Annotated in this window: 21 protein-coding genes; 4 read left to right on the top strand and 17 right to left on the bottom strand. The window is 61.0% G+C overall.

All coding sequences use genetic code 11. The features are described from left to right. Window positions 1-532 precede the first annotated feature (532 nt). Window positions 533-3,121: a DNA ligase D gene (gene ligD / locus ACM6J5_RS02115; protein WP_414927707.1), complete on the top strand. Its 2,589-nt coding sequence runs from the start codon at window positions 533-535 to the stop codon at window positions 3,119-3,121. A 50-nt stretch (window positions 3,122-3,171) separates the two neighbouring features. Here the strand turns inward: ligD and ACM6J5_RS02110 are convergent, their stop codons facing one another. The 7 genes from ACM6J5_RS02110 to potE all read right to left on the bottom strand — a co-directional run bounded on the left by ACM6J5_RS02110 (window position 3,172) and on the right by potE (window position 11,859). Further along, on the bottom strand, window positions 3,172-3,846 hold the full coding sequence (locus ACM6J5_RS02110) for a DUF3313 domain-containing protein (protein ID WP_095945878.1): 675 nt from the start codon (window positions 3,844-3,846) through the stop codon (window positions 3,172-3,174). 50 nt (window positions 3,847-3,896) lie between these two features. Further along, window positions 3,897-5,165, bottom strand: a complete 1,269-nt coding sequence (locus tag ACM6J5_RS02105; protein ID WP_414927706.1) for an OmpP1/FadL family transporter — start codon at window positions 5,163-5,165, stop codon at window positions 3,897-3,899. A 68-nt stretch (window positions 5,166-5,233) separates the two neighbouring features. Next, window positions 5,234-6,847, bottom strand: coding sequence for an arylsulfatase (locus tag ACM6J5_RS02100; protein ID WP_414927705.1), 1,614 nt, complete (start codon window positions 6,845-6,847; stop codon window positions 5,234-5,236). Between the two features lie 199 nt (window positions 6,848-7,046). Next, entirely contained in the window at window positions 7,047-7,586 is a 540-nt protein-coding gene (locus ACM6J5_RS02095; protein ID WP_095945881.1) for a phosphohydrolase, read from the bottom strand. Beyond that, entirely contained in the window at window positions 7,586-7,987 is a 402-nt protein-coding gene (locus tag ACM6J5_RS02090; RefSeq protein ID WP_095945882.1) for a hypothetical protein, read from the bottom strand. The genes ACM6J5_RS02095 and ACM6J5_RS02090 overlap by 1 nt, the downstream gene beginning before the upstream one ends. 180 nt (window positions 7,988-8,167) lie before the next feature. After that, on the bottom strand, window positions 8,168-10,453 hold the full coding sequence (locus ACM6J5_RS02085) for an Orn/Lys/Arg decarboxylase N-terminal domain-containing protein (RefSeq protein WP_095945883.1): 2,286 nt from the start codon (window positions 10,451-10,453) through the stop codon (window positions 8,168-8,170). Next, complete coding sequence (gene potE, locus ACM6J5_RS02080; protein ID WP_150673880.1) at window positions 10,450-11,859, bottom strand: putrescine-ornithine antiporter; 1,410 nt, start codon at window positions 11,857-11,859, stop codon at window positions 10,450-10,452. Before potE ends, ACM6J5_RS02085 begins: the two co-directional genes overlap by 4 nt. 184 nt (window positions 11,860-12,043) lie before the next feature. On the opposite strand from potE, the gene ACM6J5_RS02075 reads away from it, so the two are divergent. Then, complete coding sequence (locus ACM6J5_RS02075) at window positions 12,044-12,373, top strand: hypothetical protein (protein WP_095945885.1); 330 nt, start codon at window positions 12,044-12,046, stop codon at window positions 12,371-12,373. Window positions 12,374-12,498: 125 nt separating this feature from the next. Next, complete coding sequence (locus tag ACM6J5_RS02070) at window positions 12,499-12,915, top strand: organic hydroperoxide resistance protein (RefSeq protein ID WP_095945886.1); 417 nt, start codon at window positions 12,499-12,501, stop codon at window positions 12,913-12,915. Between the two features lie 229 nt (window positions 12,916-13,144). Here the strand turns inward: ACM6J5_RS02070 and ACM6J5_RS02065 are convergent, their stop codons facing one another. The 5 genes from ACM6J5_RS02065 to ACM6J5_RS02045 all read right to left on the bottom strand — a co-directional run bounded on the left by ACM6J5_RS02065 (window position 13,145) and on the right by ACM6J5_RS02045 (window position 17,105). After that, entirely contained in the window at window positions 13,145-13,654 is a 510-nt protein-coding gene (locus ACM6J5_RS02065; RefSeq protein WP_095945887.1) for a copper chaperone PCu(A)C, read from the bottom strand. A gap of 1 nt (window position 13,655) precedes the next feature. Beyond that, window positions 13,656-14,261: an SCO family protein gene (locus ACM6J5_RS02060; protein ID WP_150673878.1), complete on the bottom strand. Its 606-nt coding sequence runs from the start codon at window positions 14,259-14,261 to the stop codon at window positions 13,656-13,658. Between the two features lie 154 nt (window positions 14,262-14,415). Further along, entirely contained in the window at window positions 14,416-15,300 is an 885-nt protein-coding gene (locus ACM6J5_RS02055) for a ChaN family lipoprotein (protein ID WP_414927704.1), read from the bottom strand. A gap of 54 nt (window positions 15,301-15,354) precedes the next feature. Beyond that, entirely contained in the window at window positions 15,355-16,122 is a 768-nt protein-coding gene (locus ACM6J5_RS02050) for a heme ABC transporter ATP-binding protein (protein WP_095945890.1), read from the bottom strand. Beyond that, entirely contained in the window at window positions 16,122-17,105 is a 984-nt protein-coding gene (locus tag ACM6J5_RS02045; protein ID WP_414927753.1) for a FecCD family ABC transporter permease, read from the bottom strand. Before ACM6J5_RS02045 ends, ACM6J5_RS02050 begins: the two co-directional genes overlap by 1 nt. A 370-nt stretch (window positions 17,106-17,475) precedes the next feature. Between ACM6J5_RS02045 and metE the strand changes: the two genes are divergently transcribed. Next, a complete protein-coding gene (metE, locus tag ACM6J5_RS02040; RefSeq protein ID WP_414927703.1) occupies window positions 17,476-19,764 on the top strand; it encodes a 5-methyltetrahydropteroyltriglutamate--homocysteine S-methyltransferase in 2,289 nt (762 codons plus the stop codon). Between the two features lie 379 nt (window positions 19,765-20,143). Here the strand turns inward: metE and ACM6J5_RS02035 are convergent, their stop codons facing one another. The 5 genes from ACM6J5_RS02035 to mauD form a co-directional block, all read right to left on the bottom strand. Continuing rightward, window positions 20,144-20,815, bottom strand: a complete 672-nt coding sequence (locus ACM6J5_RS02035; RefSeq protein WP_414927702.1) for a class I SAM-dependent methyltransferase — start codon at window positions 20,813-20,815, stop codon at window positions 20,144-20,146. 95 nt (window positions 20,816-20,910) lie between these two features. Continuing rightward, window positions 20,911-21,129 (bottom strand): DUF4287 domain-containing protein, encoded by a 219-nt coding sequence (locus ACM6J5_RS02030; RefSeq protein WP_095945894.1) that lies wholly within the window; start codon window positions 21,127-21,129, stop codon window positions 20,911-20,913. Window positions 21,130-21,220: 91 nt separating this feature from the next. Continuing rightward, the gene (locus tag ACM6J5_RS02025) at window positions 21,221-21,742 is read right to left on the bottom strand and encodes a cytochrome C (RefSeq protein ID WP_414927701.1); all 522 of its coding nucleotides are present in this window, start codon (window positions 21,740-21,742) and stop codon (window positions 21,221-21,223) included. A 234-nt stretch (window positions 21,743-21,976) separates the two neighbouring features. Next, the gene (locus ACM6J5_RS02020; protein ID WP_008050506.1) at window positions 21,977-22,498 is read right to left on the bottom strand and encodes a methylamine dehydrogenase light chain; all 522 of its coding nucleotides are present in this window, start codon (window positions 22,496-22,498) and stop codon (window positions 21,977-21,979) included. A gap of 18 nt (window positions 22,499-22,516) precedes the next feature. Next, window positions 22,517-23,143: a methylamine dehydrogenase accessory protein MauD gene (mauD, locus tag ACM6J5_RS02015; protein ID WP_095945896.1), complete on the bottom strand. Its 627-nt coding sequence runs from the start codon at window positions 23,141-23,143 to the stop codon at window positions 22,517-22,519. Window positions 23,144-23,148: the final 5 nt, after the last annotated feature.

The raw sequence follows: 23,148 nt of genomic DNA, 5'->3' as shown, positions 1-23,148 counted from the left end.
CCTGACCCACCGCCATCGCGAGCAGGCTCGCTCCCACATTTTGATCCCCGCCTAACGCAGATCCTGCGTGCGCTGAAAGTCCCTGTGGGAGCGAGCCTGCTCGCGATGAGGCCGCTACAGCCAACATCCCTGGCGCCTGACACTCCGCCATCGCGAGCAGGCTCACTCCCACATTTTGATCCCCGCCGAACGCAGATCCTGTGGGCGCTGAAAATACTTGTGGGAGCGAGCCTGCTCGCGATGAGGCCGCCACAGCCAACATCCCTGGCGCCTGACCCACCGCCATCGCGAGCAGGCTCACTCCCACATTTTGATCCCCGCCGAGCGCAGATCCTGCGTGCGCTGAAAATCCCTGTGAGGTCGAGCTTGCTCGCGAAGAACGATGATTCGGTCAACCTGCTGAAACTCGCCCTCCGCTCCAAGCCCGTCCGTCCGGGCAATTTCAACACCGATTGAATTATTACGCCGCAGGCCTGCTCTGCTTGATTAGAAGACATTTGCATTCAACGTCCTGGCGCGAAGCAGGTGAGCCATGCCCCGCAACCTTGTTGACTACAACCGCATGCGTGATTTTTCGGCGACTTCCGAGCCTGCCGCCGACAAGCGTCCACGCAGGAAAACCGCCAGGGATCATGCCTTGCAGTTCTGCATTCAAAAGCATGACGCCTCTCACCTGCATTATGATTTTCGCCTGGAGCTCGAAGGTGCGCTAAAGAGCTGGGCCGTGCCCAAAGGCCCGTCGCTGGATCCGTCGGTCAAGCGTCTGGCGGTGCATGTCGAAGACCATCCGCTGGCGTACGCCACGTTCGAGGGCCGCATTCCCGAGGGACATTACGGCGCCGGCGAGGTGATCGTCTGGGACCGGGGCATCTGGATTCCCCTGGACGATCCGGTGACGGCCTACGCCAAGGGGCGGCTCAAGTTCGAGTTGCAGGGGGAGAAGCTCGGCGGCCTGTGGAACCTGGTGCGTACGCACATGCCGGGCAAGCAGGAACAATGGTTTCTGATCAAGCACCGGGACGGCGCCGCCAGATCGCAAAGTGACTACGACGTGCTCAGCGCCGAGCCGGACAGCGTGCTCAGCAACCGCAGCATCGTCGACAAACCATCAAAAACGGCGGTCAGGTCCAGGCCCACCCGCAAACCATCAGCCAGCTCACACCAGAAAAAATCATCGCCCCTGACCGGCGCGCGCAAAGCCAGATTGCCAGCCCTGCTCAAGCCGGAGCTGGCAACGCTGGTGGAAAAAGTTCCGGATGGGCCGTGGAGCTACGAAATCAAGTTCGATGGCTACCGGATCATGGCCCGCATCGACCACGGCGCAGTGAAGCTGATCACCCGCAATGGCCACGACTGGACCCACAAACTGTCAGGGCAAGCCCGGGCCCTGGCCGCGCTGGGCCTGGAGTCGGCGTGGCTCGACGGTGAGATGGTGGTAACGGACGAACAGGGTGTACCGGACTTTCAGGCGCTGCAAAACGCCTTCGAAGAGGGGCACGGTGACGACATTCTCTACTACCTGTTCGATCTGCCGTATCTCAATGGCGTGGACCTGCGCGAGGTGCCGGTCGAAGAACGTCGGGCCGCGCTGGCGACCGTGCTCAAGGCCAGTGCTGAGCCGTTGCTGCGCTTCTCCGAGTCGTTTGACGAGGAGCCCCGCGCCTTGCTCGACTCCGCCTGCCAGATGCGCATGGAGGGGTTGATCGGCAAGCGCCTGGGTTCGCCCTATGTCTCTCGGCGCAGCAGCGACTGGATCAAGCTCAAATGCCAGAACCGGCAGGAATTCGTCATTGTTGGTTTCACCGAGCCGAAGGGCTCGCGCCAAGCCTTCGGGGCGTTGCTGCTGGGGCTGCATGAGCGCGATGGCGGCCAGTTGCGCTACGCCGGCAAGGTCGGCACCGGGTTCAACGAGGCAACGCTGCGCAGCCTCCATGAACAGCTCAAGCCGTTGCAAGTGAAAACGCCGCCGGTGGTCAATCCACCTGGCGGATCGCTGGCCAGGGATGTGCACTGGCTCCAACCCAAGCTGTTGGCGGAAGTGGCCTTCGCTGAAATGACCAGGGACGGCTCGGTGCGCCATGCCGTGTTCCATGGCCTGCGCAATGACAAACCGGCCCGAGCCATCACCCAGGAGCGCGCGAAAACCGTGAAAACCTCCACTGCGAAAAAAACCGGCACGGCAAGGCCCGCTGCCACGCAAAAGCAAACCGCGCCCGCCCCCTCACAAATCGGGCTGGAGCAGGGCAAGGTACGCATCACTCACCCGGACCGGGTGATCGACCCCGGCGGCGGCACCACCAAACTGCAACTGGCGCAGTACTACGCCAGTGTCGCCGAGTGGATCCTGCCCGAACTCAAGGATCGTCCGGTGGCGCTGGTACGTGCCCCGGACGGCATCGCCGGCGAGTTGTTCTTCCAGAAGAATGCCGAGCACCTGGCGATCCCCGGCATCACCACCCTGGACAAACAACTCACCGGCCAGCCGATGATGCTCATCAACAACGTCGAGGCGCTGGTTGGCGCGGTACAGATGAGTACCGTGGAACTGCATGCCTGGAATGCGACGTCTGACAAACTCGACAAGCCGGACCGTTTTGTCCTCGACCTTGACCCGGACCCGGCGCTGCCATGGAAACGCATGGTCGAGGCCACGCAGCTGACGCTGTCGGTGCTGGATGAACTGGGGCTCAAGGCGTTTCTGAAAACCAGCGGCGGCAAGGGCATTCATGTGGTGGTGCCGTTGACCCGCAAGCTCGGTTGGGATGAGGTCAAGGACTTCAGCCACGCCATTGTCAGCCATATGGCCAAGTTGTTGCCCGAACGATTTTCGGCGGTGTCGGGTCCGAAGAACCGGGTCGGACGGATTTTCATCGATTACCTGCGCAATGGTCTGGGGGCGACCACCATTTGTGCCTACGCCGTACGTACCCGCGAGGGGTTACCGGTGTCGATGCCGATCTGGCGCGAAGAGGTGGCCGAACTCAAGGGCGCCAATCAATGGAACCTGCACAACGTGCATGAACGTCTGGCGCAAGTCGGGGATGGACCCTGGGCGGACATGCCCAAAATCCGGCAAACGATTACTGCCCAGATGCGGCGGCGGGTGGGGATGAAGAAGTGACTGGAAGGGGCGTGTGGCGAGAGAGCAAGCTCCCTCGCCACAAGAGTGTGTTACTTGAGGAACGCCTGGAAGTCGGTACCCAGTTTGTCGATCGCCGCCTTGAAGTCCTTGGCGGTAATCTGCTGGCTTTCGTTTTTCAGTTCGGTGCCGAACACCTTGCGCACCACTTTGGCTACGGTCTGGTTGCTCTTGGCGTCAACGAACTCGGCTTCGATGAACAGGGTGGTGTTCTGGTCACGGTGACCGGTGGCAGCCTGGGTTGCCCCGACTACGGCCGCGATGGGAACCACTTCATACCACTTCATGCCTTCGTTCTCGGCGTTCACCCCGGTGATCGCCGCACGCATGATCAGAGGGCGCGAACCCGCCGGAGCGGATGAGGAAGTGGGTACTACGCGATACTTCTGTCCCAGGGAGGCCTTGGCCTTGCTGGTCATGTAGTTCTGAATGTCGGCCAGGGTCTGCTGGTTGACCCGCTCATCGGGTTTTGGCGCCGGGTAGAGCTCCAGTTTGTTGAACACCACGGTGTCATAGGCATTCGGGTTCCACGAAGGGCTGACCCAACGCATCGCGGTACCGCCGCTCGGCGTTTCGACTTCCTGCAGGTTGTTGTAGTTGGACAGGAAGCCTGAGTATTGCTCCTTCTCCGTCACTTTCGAGGTGCAACCGCCAAGCAGCAGACTGGCCAGCGTGGCGCCGACGAGCAGTTTTCGGGACAGATTCATAGTGGTGTTTACTCCTTGGAAGAAATCGTCGTTCTTTTGTTTACAAGTCATCAAAATCGCCAGGTCATGTTCCCGCTCAAGGCTTGAATCCAGGCATTGTCGAATTGACCGGAAACTCGATTGCCTGACACGGATTTGGCCTGGTCCACCGGCATGTCGCCGAGCCAGACCATGGCCCAGCTGACGTTGACATCGGTGTCCTGGTTCAGAGCATAGGTGGCGCCTGTGGCAATGCGCCAGGATTCGTTCATCGGCAGGATCACGCTACGGTTGCTGTCCGAGACGGCACTGCTGTCGTAGGCCACGCCGAAGTTCCACAACCACTGCTCGGTGGCCTGGTATTGCGCGCCAAGGGAGAGGTGCCAGGTGTCCTTGAAACCGGCGTCGATCGTTTTCGATTGCGCTCCAAACGCGGTGGTGTCGACTTCTACGCCGATGTCGCCGAACTCCGACCAGTCCTGCCAGTTGGCCGAGGCCAGCAGCGCCCATCGCCGGTCCAGTTGCTGGAACAGGCTCAGGGTGACGGTTTGCGGCACCTTGGTGTCGAGTTCGGTGTTGGTGTTGTTGACGCGCTCGAGCAGCCGACCATCGCCCTTGACGTCGAGCTTGTCTTCGAAGTCCAGGTCGACCTGGCTGGTGTAGGTCAGGCCGATACGCGTGCCGGGTTGCGGGGCGTAGATCACGCCGACGTTGGCGCCAAAGCCCCAGTCGTTGTCCCGGTACTTGAATTGGCCGTCAGAGCGATCAGTGAAGCCGAAAGGGGAGCGGTCGATGGCGGTGTCGGCCTTCAACATTCCGTACATGGCCTTGATGCCAAGCCCGACCGACCACTGCTCGTTGAAGCGATACGCCACACTGGGCACCAGCGACAAGCCGAGCAGGCTGTCGTTCTGCACGAAGTAGCGGCCAGACCAGTCGTTGTCGTAATTGAGCGCCAGGCCGAAGTCACCGTACTGGCCGAACCCGACGCTCCAGTGCTCGTCCAGTTCATGGCTGATGAAGAAGCTGCCACCGGGAATCGGATCGAGGGCGTTGCCACTGCCGCTGCCCGGGGTGTTGGTGCCGGAGTCGCGGTCGAAGCTCAGGTCGCCATACAGAACCTGCAAACCGGCGGTGATTTGCGTCCCCGGTAGATAGCTCATGCCTGCGGGGTTGCTGGCGATAGTCGAGGGGTCTTGGGCACGGGCGGCGGCACCGGCGTTGGCCAGGCCGGCGTTATCGGTGCCGATTTCATAGAGCATGATGCCACCGGCCCAGGCTTGCTGGCAGCACAGGGCAAGTAGCGCAGAGGCGGGCAGGGTAGTTGTTTTTATTGGCATTGAAATCCCTCGGCAATTGTCCATTTCGAATACGGGTGGACTTAACTAGCCACCCGTGGATTCGGCTGTTACTTGGCCATCTCTGCTCGAGCCTTGGCGATCTTGGCTTTAACCGAGTCGAGGTTGAAGCTCGCGCCTTTTTGCATCGGTGGGAACTCGATTGCCGTTTCCGCCAGTTTGGCCACCTGCTGCTGGACGAACACGAAACGCCAGAACTGGAACTTGAACCAGTCGAAGTACTGTTGCGAACCCTGCGCGGCCTGGTTTTCCGGCCAGCCCATGCGCTCGAACGGGTCGAGTCGAAGATTGGTCAGGATCGGTACGTCCACATCAACTTTAGCCCCCAACCAGCCACCCGGTTGGTCAATGAAGCGATATTTGTAGTCGTCTATGCGCACTGCACCCAAGGCGCTCTCTCCAAAGTAGAAGATTTCATGCCGGCTCGACGGACCTTTTCCGGTGATCATTGGAGTTTGATCATAGCCGTCCAGGTGAACTTTGTAGGTGGTGTCGCCCAATTGTTTGCCTTTGAGCAGTTCGGCGGTGATGTTCGGGTTGCCCGCCGCCGCGACCAGAGTCGGGAACCAGTCCATGCCGGACATGATGCCGTTGGCGACCTGATTGGCCGGCACTTTGCCCGGCCAGCGGATGATTGCTGGCACCCGGAAGCCACCTTCCATGACCGTGCCCTTGCCCATGGCGAACGGCGTTGTGCCGCCATCGGGCCAGGTGAAGTTTTCCGCTCCATTGTCGGTGGTGAAAATGACGATGGTGTTGTCGTCCATGCCGTCTTTCTTCAGCTTCGCCAGGACATCGCCGACGATGTCATCGAGCTGCGCCATGCCGGCTTCCTGTTCCGACCAGCCATTTTGCGAGTTGCGCATGGCCTGGTACTTGTCGGACAGGTGCGTGACGATGTGCATGCGGGTCGGGTTGAGCCAGACGAAGAACGGTTTGTTGTCCTGCTTGGCCTTGTCGATGAAAGAGAACGCCTTGTCGCGAATCTCCTCGTCGACGGTTTTCATTCGCTCCGGATAGAGCGTGCCGACGTCTTCGATTTTCTGCTTGCCGACCTTGCCCCAGCGCGGCATCACGGTCGTATCATCAGTGGTGGAGGCCCAGCTGTGGACCATGTTGCGTGGGCCCACGGTCGCGAGCAGTTCCTGCGGATAATTGGGGTGTGCCGGATCTTCCATGGCGTCGAGGTGATAGAGGTAGCCGAAGAATTCATCGAAACCATGGACGGTGGGCAGGAACTGGTTGAGGTCGCCCAAGTGGTTCTTGCCGAACTGGCCGGTGGCATATCCCATGGCCTTGAGTGCGGTTGCGATGGTGACGGCTTCGGCGGGAATCCCCACGGGCGAGCCGGCCTGGCCGACGGTGGTCATGCCCGTACGAATCGGCAGTTCGCCGGTGATGAAATTGGCGCGTCCGGCGGTGCAGCTGGCTTCGGCGTAGTAATCGGTGAAACGCATGCCTTCATTTGCCAGCTGGTCGAGGTTGGGGGTTCTGCCGGCCATCATGCCCTGGTTGTAGACGCCGATATTCGACCAGCCGATATCGTCGCCCATGATCACCAGGATGTTGGGGACTTTGTCGGCCGCCAGGGTCTGGCCGGGAAGCGCCATTGCAGACAGCAAAAGGGGTATCGCAAACATCGTGGATAAGGTTTTCCGGTTCATGTCGAGCTCCTGCGTACTAGCGTGAGTACATCGAGACGAGCCCCCAACCATCGTTGAAATTCATGACCCCCGCGAAGAGCGTAGGTTTGAATTGTGAAATATCCAGTAATGAATAGTCAGAAAGTGAGTGTTTCAGGCACTTTGTTGCGAAATGGCGTTGCGACAATGGCGCCATCGGTGGGGAAGGCAGACGCTTGTGTTACCAGCGAAACATGGGCAGTGGCCGTAGCGGAGAGCGGATGAGCTGCCGGGCTGAAAGCTTCATCAGCATCGAGTGAAAACCGTGATCGGGAAAGGTCGCCTGCACGGTTTTGATGAAGCTGCGGGGCAAGCCGAAACTCACCAGGCCCAGGGACACATCCACCAGATCGGCCTGGCGGAAGGGTTCGACATTGTCGGCGTAGGCGCCGCGATACCGGCGCAGCTTGTGATGTTCAAGTATCAATGCGCTGACTTCATCCTTCAGTTCCGGACGTTGCTGGTTGTCCAGGTACTCGGTGGCCAGGGCAATGGACGGCGGCAGGTAGTCTAGGGTGTCATCGGTCCAGATACCCAGGTCATGAAACGCCACCGCGATCTGTACGGCGTCCGGGGGCAAGCCTTCGGCACCGCGCAGGGCGCAATGGAAATTCAGCACCCGGTAAATGTGATTGCGGTAGCCCTGGAGGTCGGCACCGATGGCCAGGGCGAACGAGGTGAGAATCTCGTCGGTGAGGGGGAATTCGAGTAGAGGTTTCATCAGGCGTCACGCAACAGGTCGTTGGCATTGAGCAGTTCGTAGGCGATTTCCGGGCGCTTCTCCATGGCTCGGCGGATGGCGGCCGGGATGCTGGCGCGGGTCTTGCGGCACAGCCCGGGCAGTTCGCTGATCTGGATGCCGATGCCGCGCATGGTGCGCACTTCGTTGAAACCGGGAGCGATGTTCACGCGGATACCCAACTGTTCGAGCATGCGCCGTTGCAGGTGCTCCAGATCGCTCAGGCTCTGCAGGTTCTCCAGCCGTTCGATCAGGCGTTTTTCTTCGTTGCGGGTCAGAAACAGAATGCGCAGGTCCGCCCCTGGAGTTTCCAGCAACGGGTCACGCCCGCAGTCGCAGGCGCCGGGCGGGCAGGGTGAGCGGATCGCAGCGGTGGTGGTCATGGGGATCAATCATAGAGCGCTGTGATCGAGTTTGCCCATAGGGATTTTTGGGGGGATGCAAAGCAATGTGGGAGCGAGCTTGCTCGCGATGGCGTCGTGTCAGGCAACAGCAATGTTGACTGCAAAAACGCTATCGCGAGCAGGCTCGCTCCCACAGGTGTTGCGGTGAACCAGCGTGACTTATTTCAGTACCAGCATCCGATAAACGCCATCTTCGACTTCGATCCCGTGGGTGTCATGGGTGAAGCCGGGGAAGGATTTGTCGAAGGCTTCCAGTGCCTTGAGATACGCCAGCAACGGACCGTCCGCCGGACCTGCGTTCTCACCCGGCATGAGCAGCGGGATGCCGGGTGGATACGGCACGATACCGGTCGCGGCAAGACGCCCGGCGGCTTCGTTGAGCGTCACCAGCTCGATGTCGTTGCGCACCAGTTTTTCGTAGGCCTCCACCGGGCTGAACTCGGCTTTTGGCAGGGTGCCGAAGGCCTGGGACATGTTGGCGGTGGTCTTGTGTTTCTTCATGGCGGCGAAGATTTCGTCGGCCAGATCCTTAAGGCCCATGCCGGCATAGCGATGCTGGTTGGCGTTGTACAGATCGGGCAGGCACAGTTCGAGCTCGGCGTTGTCGTCGTAGTCACGCTTGAAGTCGAGCAGGGCGTTGAGCAGCGTGCCCCACTTGCCTTTGGTGATGCCGATGGAGAACAGGAACAGGATGGTGAAGTCGGTGGTTTTCTCGACCACGATACCCTGACGACCCAGGTACGCCGTGACCACGCAAGCGGGAATACCGGAGGCGAGCAGGCTGCCGTCGTCGCCCATGCCCGGGGCAAGTACCGAAACCTTGATCGGGTCGAGCATGCAGTAACCGTCTTCGATGTCGCCGAAGCCGTGCCAGACCGCGTTCGGGTGCAGGACCCAGCAGTTCGGGTCGGTTTTCAGCGTGGCCGGGTCGACCTCATGGAACGGCACGGTCGCTGCGCCAACCTGTACGGTCGGCGGCTGCCAGCAGGTGAAGAACCAGTCATCCTTGCTCAGCATCTCGTTGTGCATGCGCGAGAGAACCTGGCGGAAGCTGATCGCTTCTTCAATCGACTCGTTGGTGAGGATCTGCCCGCTCGGTGCTTCCATCATCGCCGAACTGACGTCGCAGGACGCCATGATCGCGTAGTTCGGCGAGGTCGAGGCGTGCATCATGTACGACTCGTTGAAGCGCGCATGTTCGATCGGGTTACGCCCGTTACGCACATGGATCATCGAAGCCTGGGACAGGGCGGCCAGCAACTTGTGGGTCGACTGGGTGGCGAACACGGTCGGCTTGGACTTGTCGTGATCGGCCGGGTCGCCGTGCATGGCATGGCGTCCGCTGTACAGCGGGTTGAAGCGCGCATAACCGTACCAGGCTTCGTCGAAGTGCAGACGGTCCACGCTTTCGCCCAGCAGCTCTTCGACGCGGGTGACGTTGTAGGTCAGGCCGTCGTAGGTGGAGTTGGTGACAATGGCGTGCACCGGCGTCGGGTCGATGCCTGGCTTGACCAGCGGGTTGTCGGCGATGGCGGCTTTCACGCCTTCGGCGCTCAGGGTCTGCGGCAGGATCGGGCCGATGATGCCGTAGCGGTTGCGGGTCGGCACCAGGTAGGTCGGAATCGCCCCGGACAGGGTCATCGCGTGCTCGGCGGACTTGTGGCAATTGCGGTCGCAGAGGGCGATCTGGTTGCGCGTGACGCTGGCCATGAGGATGACACGGTTGGACATCGACGAGCCGTTGGTCACGTAGTACGTGCGATGGGCGCCGAAGACCTTGGCGGCGTAGCGCTCGCCCTGGCCGATGGGACCACTGTGATCGAGCAGGGAGCCCAGTTCGCCAACCGAGATCGACAGGTCGGAACGCAGCAGGTTCTCGCCGAAGAACTCGTAGAAGGCCCGGCCTGCGGTGCTCTTGAGGAATGCGGTGCCGCCGGCATGGCCGGGGGTGTGCCACGAGTATTCATAGTTGCGGGCAAACTTCACCAGCGCGCCGAACATCGGCGGCAGGGCGGCCTGGCGATAGCGCTCGATGGCCGCCAGGATGCGCCCGCTGAGGAAACGGGAGGTGTCCTCGGGCAGCCAGATGAAGTCGTCGGCGTGTTGCATGACCAGCAATGGAATGCTCGACGCGGTGGTGCGGTCGCTGATCAGGAACACCGGCACCCGGGTGTTGCGCTCGCGCAGCTTGACCAGCAATTTGGTGCAGTCGGCGTGGCCTTCGCTGGTGTCCATTTCCCAGCGGATGAGTACGCATTGAATGGCCGGGTCCGAGCGCAGGATCGAGGCGGCATCGATGAGACTTTCCGAAGCCAGAACACTGACGCCACGTCCCTCTACGTCGTGGACCAGTTGATCCAGGGCGCGGCCAAACACCGTTCGCTTGTCCGGCGGGCTGCTGACCAGTAGCGCCAGCATGCCCAGCGAGTGTTTATATTCCGTCATGCTCGAACCTCCATAGTGGCTTTATTCAGATTGTTTACCGGCACTGGCTCGGCAGTGAGGTGCTGCGCGCTGACGGTTTGCGTCGGTACGCTGTTGTTGAGCGCTTCGAGGCGGATCAGGCGGTTGTTGACGAAGCCGAACAGGGTGTAACCAACGATGGTGGCTACGCCGCCCAGCATCAGTGCCTGTTCACCGGAGCTGTACAGCGCCAGGTAGCTGTAGGCCGCTGCGATCAGGGCAATGACGTTGGTGGCCAGTGCCTTGCCTTCCGGCACGTTGGAGACTTTCTGCATGGTCATCAGCGCGGCCATGGACAGGATGTACGGCACAAGGTTGGTGACCACCGCGAGATTGACCAGGGTGTCGAATTGCTTGCTCAAGTCGGGGCTGATGGTGAGCAGGGCCAGCGCGGTCTGCGCCGCCAGCAGCACCAGCATGCCGACAATCGGCGTTCCCGCTTTGTTGCCCTTGGCAAAGATCGGCAGAAAGTAACCGGTGTCCGCCGAGCTTTTGTACACCTGGGCGATGGTGAACTGCCAACCCAGCAGCGAGCCGATGCAGGCGAGCACCATGGCCGCCATCACGATGTCGCCGACCATTGGGGTGAACATCTTGGCGAACACCAGGCCGAACGGCGCGGTGGACGCAACCAGTTCTTCGTTGCCGACGATGCCGAAGATGACGTTGGTGGAGACGATGTAGATCACCGCCGCCCCCAGAGTGCCACCCAGCACCGCAATCGGTACGTTGCGCTCAGGGTTTTCCACCGCGTCGGTGTTGGCGCAAGCCGACTCCAGGCCGAGGAAGGCCCACAGGGTAATGGCCACCGAGGCGCCTGCCGCTTCGAACCAACCCTTGTCGTGGGGGTTCCAGCCAGCGGCGTATACGCTGCTGTCGAACCAGAACCAGCCCACCGTGGATACCAGTACCACCGGTGCAATCACACCCCAGACCGTGACCGCGCCGATCCGGCCGGTAATGCGCGCGCCGCCAAAGTTGGCGAAGGTGGTGATCCACAGCAGCGCAATGGTCGCCAGGCCTACTTGCAGCGAATCAAGTTTTATCCCGAACAACACCTGGATATAGCCGACCGCGGTAATACTGATCGCCACGTTGGCAATCAACAGCGACAGACCGTAGGTGTAGTTGGTGATGTAGTTACCGGCTTTACCGAAGGTGTATTCGGCATAACCGCCCATGCCGCCGGTCTTGCGGCTGAGCATCCCGCATCGCGCAAAGGCATAGGCCAGAGCGAGGGAGCCGGTGGCCGTTATCAGCCAGGAGAGGATCGAAATCGCACCGACTTCCGCGAGTTTCGTCGGTAGCAGGATAATTCCTGAGCCCAACATGTTGACCGCCGTCAACATTGTCAGTTGCCCCACACTCATTTTCTTTGCGACTGACATTCCGTTGCCTCACTTAGTTGGCGATAGAGAACCTTAGCTATAGCAAAGGTTTGAAATCTCGCAAGAAATTGACGACCCCCATCGCGCTTTTTTCATTTATTTGCAGAAAAGGCAGGATGCTGGCCCCCAAGTTTCAAAGTTCTCTGCAAAATTACTTTGTTTTCAGTCGGTTAGATAGGTCGAAATGCGCAAGATATGGATCGCGTTAATTCCGCTAATAGTTTCGGGAATAGCCAACTCGGCTCAAGCAAAAGAACTGGCAGCCAAAGAACAGTACATGTGCAGTTGGGGCGCGGGTACCGCTGCAAGGGCACAGGAACTCAAGCTTTCAGGCGTTTCCTTGTATGCCGCCCGCCAAAAAATCCAGGTTTATAAGTTCGCCAAGTCCTGGATGCGCATGATGGCTCTTGGCATTACAGAGCAAACTTATGACAGTCCGTCGCGATTCAAACCGGCTGCAGTACGCCAGAGCTTTTATGAGGACTGCGTCAAGTACAAGCTGGCGCGTAAATAAACAAGAAGCGGGCACCGGTCGGATCGACTGCGGCGCGGGGCTGTGACGTCTATATTGATTGACCACCCCCGGCCACCTGACGGGGTGTCGACACCGGTTTCTTACAACTCAATCAGGAGGTCACCATGAGCCAGATCGATAAAGTGTTGTACACCGCCAAAACCCACACCACCGGCGGGCGCGACGGCGCCTCCCGCAGCTCTGACGGAATCCTTGATGTGAAGCTTTCGTCGCCAGGTGCGGGCGGTGGCGGTACTAACCCCGAGCAACTGTTCTCTGCCGGGTGGTCAGCCTGTTTCATCGGCGCCATGCAGGTAGCGGCCAGGGAAATGAAAGTGGCACTGCCCAAGGATGTAGCTGTCGATGCCGAGGTTGATTTGGGCACCAATGACGGCGGCTACCTGCTGCAGGCGCGGCTCAATGTCAGTCTGCCGGGGCTGGACCGTGAAACCGCGCAGAAAATCGTCGACACCGGGCACCAGTACTGCCCGTACTCGAAAGCCACGCGCAACAACATCAACGTCGTGCTCAAGCTCGTTTGAGTTGATGTGAAAAGGTCTTGGCGAACGACACTGGTTGTCGCCAAGACCTGAAAGGCTCGCTCCCACAAATATTGTGGCCGGCCGCGGGACTCGCATTCACTGAAGATCAAACTGTGGGAGCGAGCCTGCTCGCGATGGCGGAGTGTCAGGCGACATCGGTGTTGAATGTGGCGGCCTCATCGCGAGCAGGCTCGCTCCCACAGGTTCTGTGTTTTAACTGATGGAGCAATCAGTTCATCTTGCTGTGATCATGCTTCATCGCGCTGTGATCCATGGTGCCGATCGCCTTGGCAACGGCTTCAACCTGAACCGACTCTTTCGTACCCTTGGCGTCTTCCACGGTCAGGGTCAGCGGCACCTTGTCGCCTTCCTTGATCTGGCCGGTGAGGTTCATCAGCATGATGTGATAGCCGTTGGGATCGAAGCTAACCGGCTTGCCGGCCGGCAGTACAACGGACTGCACCTGCTGCATTTTCATCACGTCGTCTTTCATGCTCATTTCATGAATCTGCACCAGCCCGGCAACCGGCGTTTGCACGCTCAGCAGCTTGCTGTCGGCGCTGGCGGTGACGGTCATGAAGGCGCCGCTCGACGGCTGGCCGGCCACGGTGGCGCGGACCCAGGCGTCGTCGACCCGGGTTTGTGCCGACACCTGAAGGGCCAGACCGATCAGGGACAAGCCCAGCGCCAGTTGCTTGCAGCGTTGCGCGAAACGGTTTTTAGCCTGCGGGGCATTCATTTCAGCAAACCTCCATCACGGTGAGCAGGTCTTCTGCGCACTCTTGGGCCGTCAGGGACGTGGACAGTCCCAGGCGCAGAGTGCCCCGGGAGTCGAAGACATAGCTGGTCGCGGTATGGGAGAGGGTATAGGTATCGCCGCTTGGCACCTTCTCAAAGAACACGCCGAATTCCCTGGCGGTAGCGGCGGTTTCTTCCAGGGTGCCGTACAGCGCTTCAAAACTCGGGTCGAAGGCTTTTACGTATTTATCGATCATCTCGGGAGTGTCGCGCTCAGGGTCCAGGGTGATGAAGATCACCTGCAGCCTTTCACCATCGCGCCCCATCAGCTTTTTGGCCTGGGCCGCACGGGCCAGGGTGGTGGGGCACACGGCCGGGCACTGGGTGAAACCGAAGAACACCATCGGCATCAGGCCGCGATAGCTGCCCAGCATCCGGGTTTCGCCTTGGGCGTTCTTGAGCTTGAAGTTACGCCCCATGATCTTGTCGCTGAGGTCTTTGCCGTACTTGAACGACAGCTTGCTGCTGTCGTCGCAACCGGCGAGCAGGCCCAGGCTCAACAGGCCCATGCCTTGCAGGACAGTCCGGCGGGTATACAAAGTACTCATGAAAAAAGCATCCTGTTGAACAGGCTGAAATGACAGCGTGATGACTATACAGACGAAAAAATCGGGGGGATGTTAACAAACAGTGCCGGTGCCGGAGGGGTGGATACGACCATTGGACCGGAGCACAGGCGTGACATAGTGTCGCGCCACAGGTTCAGCGACGTAGCTCCGCACAATGATCCTGTTGCGGTTGCGCAGCCGTGTACCAGACATAATCCGCACTCTCGGCGGTCACGGACTTGCCCGCTTCGGCCAGGATCAGCACCGCATTCCCTTCACCGGCACCCAAGTCCTTCAGGTGCAGCGGCACCCCGAGATCCTTGCGCACGTGGAAGGTACCGGCCAGCAGCAACGCAGGCGTCGGCGCAGCCATCAGGCGTTCGGCCATGCGCCGGTCACGCTGTTGCTGCACGGCGAGCATGGCGGGCATTTGCGCTTCGGGCAGCAAGCCGCAATGGGATTCGCGAATGTCGTCCAGCAACGTCGCCTGCACCTGTTGGGTGGTGGACGCTTGCCCCGTGAGTACCGGGCGCTGTTTGTAAATCTGCATGATCTGCGCGCGGTCCAGGTTCGCCGCCAGCAGCGGATACGGTTGCCGCAGCGCGTAGGTGACAAGTGCGCCATAGACGCTCCAGTCCCAATTGGCCTGCCAGGCCAGTGCCTTGAACGCATCGGCCGGTGGCTGGTCTGCGCGGGTTGCGGCCTGCGCGGCATCGACCCTGGCCTGTTGATCGGGATTGAGCATTTCCATCAGCAGGCTGCCCTGGGCTCGTTGTGCCGCTAGTTCGCGCAGCAGCCACAATTGCAGGGCGTGGTGGTCCGGGTTGTCGTGTTGTTCACCGACCAGAACACGTGGGGCAGCGGCCAGGCGTTCGACCAGTGCTTGCGGCGTCAGCGTACGGCCCGTGGCGAGTTCACGGATGACTCCGAGGTCGGTGTGATCACGGCCTTGCGGGGCGATCGGCGCCGGCGGTGGTGTGACTTGATGGGTTTGGCAGGCCGCCAACAGGCTGAATGCACAGAGCAACAGAAAGCGCATCGGTTTTCCTTATTGGATAGTTGCCCCCCCTCGATGACAGAGGAGGGGGCGGTATCAGCGCGCGATGATCAATGGGTGGCCGCGTTCCGGATGCTGGTGAATCAGTACCTCCAACCCATAGACCGCTGCCAGCGCTTCGGCGGTCAGCACCTCGGCCGGTGGACCGTAGGCGTGGGGCAGGCCCTGTTGCAACAACAGCAGTTGATCGCAGTAACGTGCGGCCAGATTGAGGTCGTGCAGGATCACCAGCACCGCGGCGCCGCGTTCGGCGAAGTCACGCACGGCTTGCAAAATGGTGTGCTGGTGCAGCGGATCGAGCATTGACGTCGGTTCATCGAGCAGCAGGGTTTGCCCTGCCGCACCTGGCCAGAGCTGAGCCAGCACCCGCGCCAGATGCACGCGCTGGCGTTCACCGCCGGAGAGGGCCAGGTAGCTGCGTCCGGCAAGATGAAGGGCGTCGGCGGCTTTGAGCGCCTCGGCGACGATTTCGGCGTCGCGCACCCGACCGCTGGTGTGGGGCAAACGACCCATGCCGACGACTTCATTGACCGAAAACGCAAAGTTCAGGCTCGAACTCTGCGGCAGCACCGCCAGGCGTTTGGCCCGCTCCTGACCCGGCCAGTCGGCGAGTGGACGCTCGTCGAGGCTGACCCTGCCTTCGCTGGTTGCCAGTTCGCCGCATAAAGCGCAGAGCAGGGTGCTTTTGCCGGCGCCATTGGGCCCCAGCACACCCAGCACTTCACCGGGGCGTAACTCGATATCGATGTTCGCCAGGACCGTGCGGTTGCCACGACGTACCAGCAGGTTGTTTGCCCGCAGCATCAGGAACGCCCTCGTACCAACAGATATAGAAAGAACGGAGCGCCGATCAGTGCAGTCACGATGCCGATTGGCAATTCGGCCGGCGCCAACAACAAACGCGCCGCCAGATCGGCCAGCAACAGCAGGCTGGCACCGGCCAGCAACGACGCGGGCAGCAACACCCGGTGATCCGGGCCGACGAGCAGGCGCATCAGATGCGGCACCACCAGACCGATAAAGCCGATCAGGCCGGCCGCCGCGACGGCCGCGCCGACGCCGAGCGCCGTGCACAACACCAGCTCAAGCTTGATCCGCTCGATGTCGAAGCCCAGGTGACGCGCTTCCGATTCACCCAGCAGCATTGCATTGAGCGCCGCCGCCCGACGGGGCAACCACAATGCCACGCCCAGGGTGACGATCAGCAACGGCCACAAGCGCGGGTAACTGGCACCGTTGAGGCTGCCCAGGTTCCAGAACGTCAGGGTGCGCAAGGTCGCATCATCGGCCAGGTAGGTGAACAGACCGACCCCGGCACCGGCCATCGCCGTCATCGCCACACCCGCCAAGAGCATGGTGGCCACGTCGGTTTGCCCGTTGCGGCGACCAAATCGATACACCACCGCCGTGACGATCAAGCCACCGGCGAAGGCGCTGACCGACAGCAGGTAGGGTTCGATCGCCGGCGGCAAGCCACCGAGCAGACTGCCGCCGACGATGGCTAAGGCGGCACCGAGCGCCGCACCGCCGGAAACACCGACCAGACCCGGATCGGCCAAGGGGTTGCGGAACAACCCCTGCATCGCCACGCCGGACAACGCCAGTACCGAACCGACGGCGATACCGAGCAGGCTGCGCGGCAGGCGAATCTGACCGAGGATCAGTTCCGCCTGCTGCGTATCGCCACCGTCCAGCGGCAACCCCAACAGACGCATCCCGGCCAGCAAGGTATCGCTCAGGGGCAGGCTGACCGGCCCGAGGGCTAGGGACAACCAGAACACGAGCACCAGCAACAACAGCAAAAAGATCAACGTCGGACGCGGCCGAAAAATGGCCGTCACGGGTTGGTCCCGGCGGTCTGCGCTATGGCGTCCGGGTAGAACGCCGTGGCACAGGCCGGCAGTGTTTTCATACGCATCGGGACTATTCCTTAGCCGATCAGAGGGGGTGGCGGGCATCGAAACCTTCGTAGCGGGTGATGATGCCATCGACGCCCGGCTAACGCACACGCCACGGTTCGATCACACCGGGTCAGGTGTTCATGTGCGGCGTCATTGAACATGAGAATAACTTGTGATCATCGCGATTAAAATGAGTTTGTCTCACTCGACTGCACTGTCGACAATGGCCCCATTGAACGCATTGGAGTTATTTGACATGGCTGTGGCCCATTCCCTTGGATTTCCGCGCATTGGTCGCGACCGCGAACTGAAAAAGGCGCAAGAGGCGTTCTGGAAGGGCGAGCTCGACGAAGCCGGTCTGCGCACCGTGGGCCGCGAGCTGCGCAAGACCCACTGGGATTTGCAGAAAAAAGCTGGCATCGAACTGCTGCCGGTCGGCGACTTCGCCTGGTACGACCAGGTCCTGACCCATTCGTTGATGTTCGGTGTGATCCCTGAGCGGTTCCGCCCGCACGATGGCAAGGCCAGCCTGCAAACCCTGTTCGGCATGGCGCGCGGCGTGAGCGACAGTTGCTGCGGCGGCGCGCATGCCCAGGAAATGACCAAGTGGTTCGACACCAACTATCACTACCTTGTCCCTGAATTCAGCGCCGATCAGCAGTTCCAGCTCGGCTGGGACCAGTTGTTCGAAGAAGTCGAAGAAGCCCGCGCACTGGGCCATAACGTTAAGCCGGTGATCATCGGCCCGTTGACATACCTGTGGCTGGGCAAGGCCAAGGGCGCCGAATTCGACAAGCTTGAGCTGCTGGATCGTCTGTTACCGCTGTACGGCCAGATCTTCCAGCGCCTGGCGGCACAGGGCGTCGAGTGGGTGCAAATCGATGAGCCGATCCTGGTGCTCGACCTGCCACAGGAATGGAAAAATGCCTTTGAACGGGCCTACAACCTGATTCAGCGAGACCCGCTGAAGAAACTGGTCGCCACTTACTTCGGTGGGCTGGAAGAGAATCTGGGCCTGGCCGCCAATCTGCCGGTGGACGGCCTGCACATCGATCTGGTGCGCGCCCCGGAGCAATTCCCGACCATCCTCGATCGTCTGCCGGCCTACAAAGTTTTGTCGCTGGGGGTGGTCAACGGCCGTAACGTCTGGCGCTGCGACCTGGAAAACGCGTTGGCCATCTTGCAGCACGCTCAAGAGCGTCTGGGGGATCGCCTGTGGGTCGCGCCATCCTGCTCGCTGCTGCACAGCCCGGTTGACCTGGGTCGTGAAGACAAGCTCGATGCCGAACTGAAAAGCTGGCTGGCGTTTGCCGTGCAGAAGTGTGAAGAAGTCGCGGTGCTGGCTCAGGCGGTCAACGCGCCGGAAGCGCCAAAGGTGCTTGAAGCGCTGACTCACAGCCGCGCGGTGCAGGCCAGCCGTGCTGCGTCGCCACGCATTCACAAGCCAGCCGTGCAGGCGCGGGTTGCTGCCATCACCGCCCAGGACAGCCAGCGTCACTCGCCGTTTGCCCAGCGTATCGAGAAACAGCGCGCCGGCCTGAACCTGCCGCTGTTCCCGACCACCACCATCGGTTCGTTCCCGCAAACCGCGTCGATCCGACTGGCTCGCCAGTCGTTCAAGCAAGGCAAGCTGACCGAAGCCGAATACACCGAAGCCATGCACAGCGAGATTCGTCACGCCGTGCACGTGCAGGAGCAACTGGGCCTGGACGTGCTGGTGCACGGTGAAGCCGAGCGCAACGACATGGTCGAATACTTCGCCGAGCAACTCGATGGCTACGTGTTCACCCGTTTCGGCTGGGTCCAGAGCTACGGCTCGCGCTGCGTGAAACCGGCGGTGATCTTCGGCGACCTGAGCCGTCCGAAAGCCATGACCGTGGAGTGGATCCGCTACGCCCAGGGCCTCACCGACAAGGTGATGAAGGGCATGCTGACCGGGCCCGTGACCATGCTGATGTGGTCGTTCCCGCGCGAAGACGTGACCCGTGAAGTGCAGGCCCGTCAACTGGCGCTGGCGATTCGTGATGAAGTGGTGGACCTGGAAGCCGCCGGGATCAAGATCGTGCAGATCGACGAAGCCGCGTTCCGCGAAGGACTGCCGTTGCGCCAGGCGCAGTGGCAGCACTACCTGGACTGGGCGACCGAAGTGTTCCGCCTGTGCGCCTGCGGTGTGCGTGACGAAACCCAGATCCACACCCACATGTGCTACAGCGAGTTCAACGATGTGATCGAGTCCATCGCCGCCATGGATGCCGACGTGATCACCATCGAAACCTCGCGCTCGGACATGGAACTGCTGGACGCGTTCGAAGCCTTCGCCTACCCGAACGAAATCGGCCCTGGCGTGTATGACATCCACTCGCCAAGGGTGCCGGACTCCTCGGAAATGGCCAACCTGCTACGCAAGGCCGCCAAGCGCATTCCCGCCGACCGCCTGTGGGTCAACCCGGACTGCGGCCTGAAAACCCGCGGCTGGCCGGAAACCGAAGCGGCGCTGGTGCACATGGTCAACGCTGCGCGCCATCTGCGTAAAGAATGGGCCTGACGCTTTAGTGTGTACGCCACTGAACCTGTAGGAGCGAGCCTGCTCGCGATGACTGAGTGTCAAACGACATTGATGTCGAATGTGCCGACCTCATCGCGAGCAGGCTCGCTCCCACAATGATTTGGGTGGTTCGCAGATGTTGCGTACAGCCACTGAAACCTGTGGGAGCGAGCCTGCTCGCGATGACTGAGTGTCAAACGACATCGATGTCGAATGTGCCGACCTCATCGCGAGCAAGCTCGCTCCCACAATGATTTGGGTGGTTCGCAGATGTTGCGTACAGCCACTGAAACCTGTGGGAGCGAGCCTGCTCGCGATGACTGAGTGTCAAACGACATCGATGTCGAATGTACCGGCCTCGTCGCGAGCAGGCTCGCTCCTACAGACGTGGTTCGGCCACCAATAGCAATGACTGTGGCACGGGGCTTTGCGGGTGCTGTGGCTCCTGCAAGCCGGCCAATGCAAAGCCGGCCATGTCCAGCGCATTCAGCCAACTGGACAGGGTACGGAAATACCAGGGCATGGGCTGCCACTGCCCCTTGAACGCTGTGAAAGTTTCTTCCCGCCAACCATCCTGATAGTCGCCCGCCGCAGCCACCCACGGGTGCAGCGTCTGGATCACCAGCGTGCCACCCGGGGCGAGCAGGGTGTTCATGGCGGCGAGCAGGGGGATGATGTCCTGGTGCAGCAGGGCGAAGTTGGCGCAGATCAGGTTGTAGTCGCGGCCGATGTCGACTTGCGCTTCTGCCAGTTGTTCATAGCTTGCCAAATGCACCGGCGCAGCGCCCGCCGCCCGCGCCGCCTCCACCAGCGTCACATCGCCATCCACGCCGACCGCCTCGATAGCCCGGTCTGCCAGCGCCCGCAACAACCAGCCTTCGCCGCAACCCAGGTCAAGCACACGTTCGGGCTGACGACCCAGCACCGCCAGCAGGATGGCCTGGTCGGTGACCGTTTGACGGCTTTCGATGCTGCCGCTGCGGATGGCGTCGATCCAGCCTTGGGCGTTGTGGTGCCAGCTGTCGAGGATAGTGGTTTCGGGGGCTGACATGGTCGATGACCGGCGTGATGGGTTGGATGAAAGGATAGGGCAATGGAAGGTTTACGGTGGAGCCGGATTTACCCGGCTCCACCGACTGCGCATGGCTAGGCGCTTTTAGTGGCTGCCAGATGATAGGCAACCAGCGCATTGGCATGACCATGCCCCATGCCGTGTTCGGCTTTGAGCCAGGCCACCATCTCCATGTGTTTCTTGTCGCTGACGGTCTTGAGCAGGTCCAGCCAATGGCTGATCGGCTGCCCATACTTTTTTTCGATGGACGGGAAATACGAAGCCGGTCCTTTGGTTTTTGTCTCTTCGGTCACGATGCAAACTCCCTTTTCGATTTTCCAGGTTCGAAAACAGCACCGGTTACGTTACTTATTTGCCGTCAATGCGTCCATCGGCACGGCGTTCTCAGTCATTCATCCCGTCATCGATCGCGATGCCCTTGGCACGCATGGCCTTGATCAACTCGCTACGGGTGCCGGGCAGGTTGAGCATGGTCTTGGCGCGCAATGCCGTGACTTCTTCGGCAGTGTAAGGCTGATAGTCGGCCGGCACGCTTTTGCCCGCCATGCCGTCTTCCCGCATCAGCCAATTGAGCAAGTCCGCCAGTTGCGCGTTGTTCAACGCCGACTGCGACATGCCCGGCACCCGCACGAGGAATTCGCGGCCACCGGGGACTTTGAGGAAGTTGCCGACAAAGCCTTTCATCCGTGGCGTGTCGTTGGCGGCGGAACCGCTGCCGTCGCCCAGGTGGCAACCGGCGCATTGCAACTGGTAGTTCACGCCGACGCCATAACCGGCCTGAGCGATCGGGGTTTGCAGTGATTCATTGCCCGGCGCGTGATGCTGGTTCGGGTCGGGAATGGCCCGGGCATGGGCGAGCGGTGCGCCAAGGGCGCAGACGAGACCGAGCAATATCAAACTACGCATGTAACCCAACTCCGCTGATGACCGGTTTGGCTCTGCATCCCTGTAGGAGCGAGCCTGCTCGCGAAGGGCGTCAACGATAACGCGTGCTGTCTGATTTAACGCGTCGCCTTTGAGTTTTTCGCGAGCAGCCTCGCTCCTACAGAGGTATAGAGGTACAGAGAACAGCTAAAAAAAGAAAAGCCGCCACAGAAAAAAAGCGCCGATTGCGCGAACAACCGGCGCAAAGCGCGTTTTTTAAACGGCGACGCCGCGGATGACCGAAACGGTGCAGTGGTAGATGTGGGATTTGGCGGCCAGGCACCAGTTCACATCGTTGTTGTTGAACGGGCGGTAGGCCGGTTCTTCACTGTCGTTACGGGTGCAGGCGCACTGGGCGCAGCTTTGCTTACCGCAGCAGTCGTTGTACGAAATGATGTAGTCCTTGCCGTCGGCCGGGTTGCGGCAGGTGCCGATCCAGGTCACTTGCGAGGCTTCGGTGCCCGGTGGGCAGGACGTCACCGACCCGCCGCAGCAGCTGCACAGAAAGCCGTCGATGGAGCAGTAGCGCCAGTAGTCGCAGCTGTTCGGATCACCGGGGTCACCGGCCTGTGCAGGCTCCGCGGCCAGGGCCTTGCTGGTGCGGTCCAGCGGTAGCAGCAGGGGCAGGGCGGCACCGGCCACCATCAGTGAACCCATGCGTGCCAGCAGTTTGCGGCGCGAAGTGGTGTCGGCGACACGGCGGGACGAACGCTCAAACAACAGATCCAGCAGTTTCATAAAGGTCTCCCTGCCTTATCAGTGGCTATGGCCGTGGCTGTGGTCGTGATCTTGGGTGTGCGGTTGGGCATTGAGGTACTGCTGCAGCGTGGCGTGCTTGAGGTGCTCGACTTCGAACAGGCTGTCCAGGTGCTCGCGGGAGTTGACCAGGCCTTTGGCGCGCAGGGTGCCGGCCTTGTCGATCAGCGCGGCGTACGGCAGCTTGCCAATCTGGTAGGTCATGCCCACTTCCGGGCCGACCACATAAGTCGCGTCTTCCAGTTTGTGCTCACGGATCAGCGCTTGCTGGGCGTCCATGTCGCCGTCGCTGACGAACACTACGTCGAGGTTGCCTGCCTGCTCCCTGGCGATGGATTTGATCGCCGGCAGCAGCGATTTGCAGATCGGGCAGGTCGGCGAGAGGAAGAACAGCAGTTGCGATTTCTCGCCGGCATAACCGAAGTTCACCGGGCGACCGTGACGGTCGCTGGCGGTGACTTGCGGCGCGGGTTCATTGACCGCCACGCCTTTGTCCACCATCAACGCGCCGGCCGGCGCCAGGCGCCCGTGCAGCACGCCAATCTGCCGCACCAGGCCCATGACGACAAACGCCACGGCCACCAGCAGCACCCAGAGCAGAACGTTGGAAACAATCAAGCCTTCCATTTCGA

It is taken from the genome of Pseudomonas sp. IT-P74 (assembly GCF_949768175.1).
Lineage (GTDB): Bacteria > Pseudomonadota > Gammaproteobacteria > Pseudomonadales > Pseudomonadaceae > Aquipseudomonas.
Note: the sequence above shows the minus strand (reverse complement) of the source record. Positions and strands in the feature narration are given on the sequence as shown.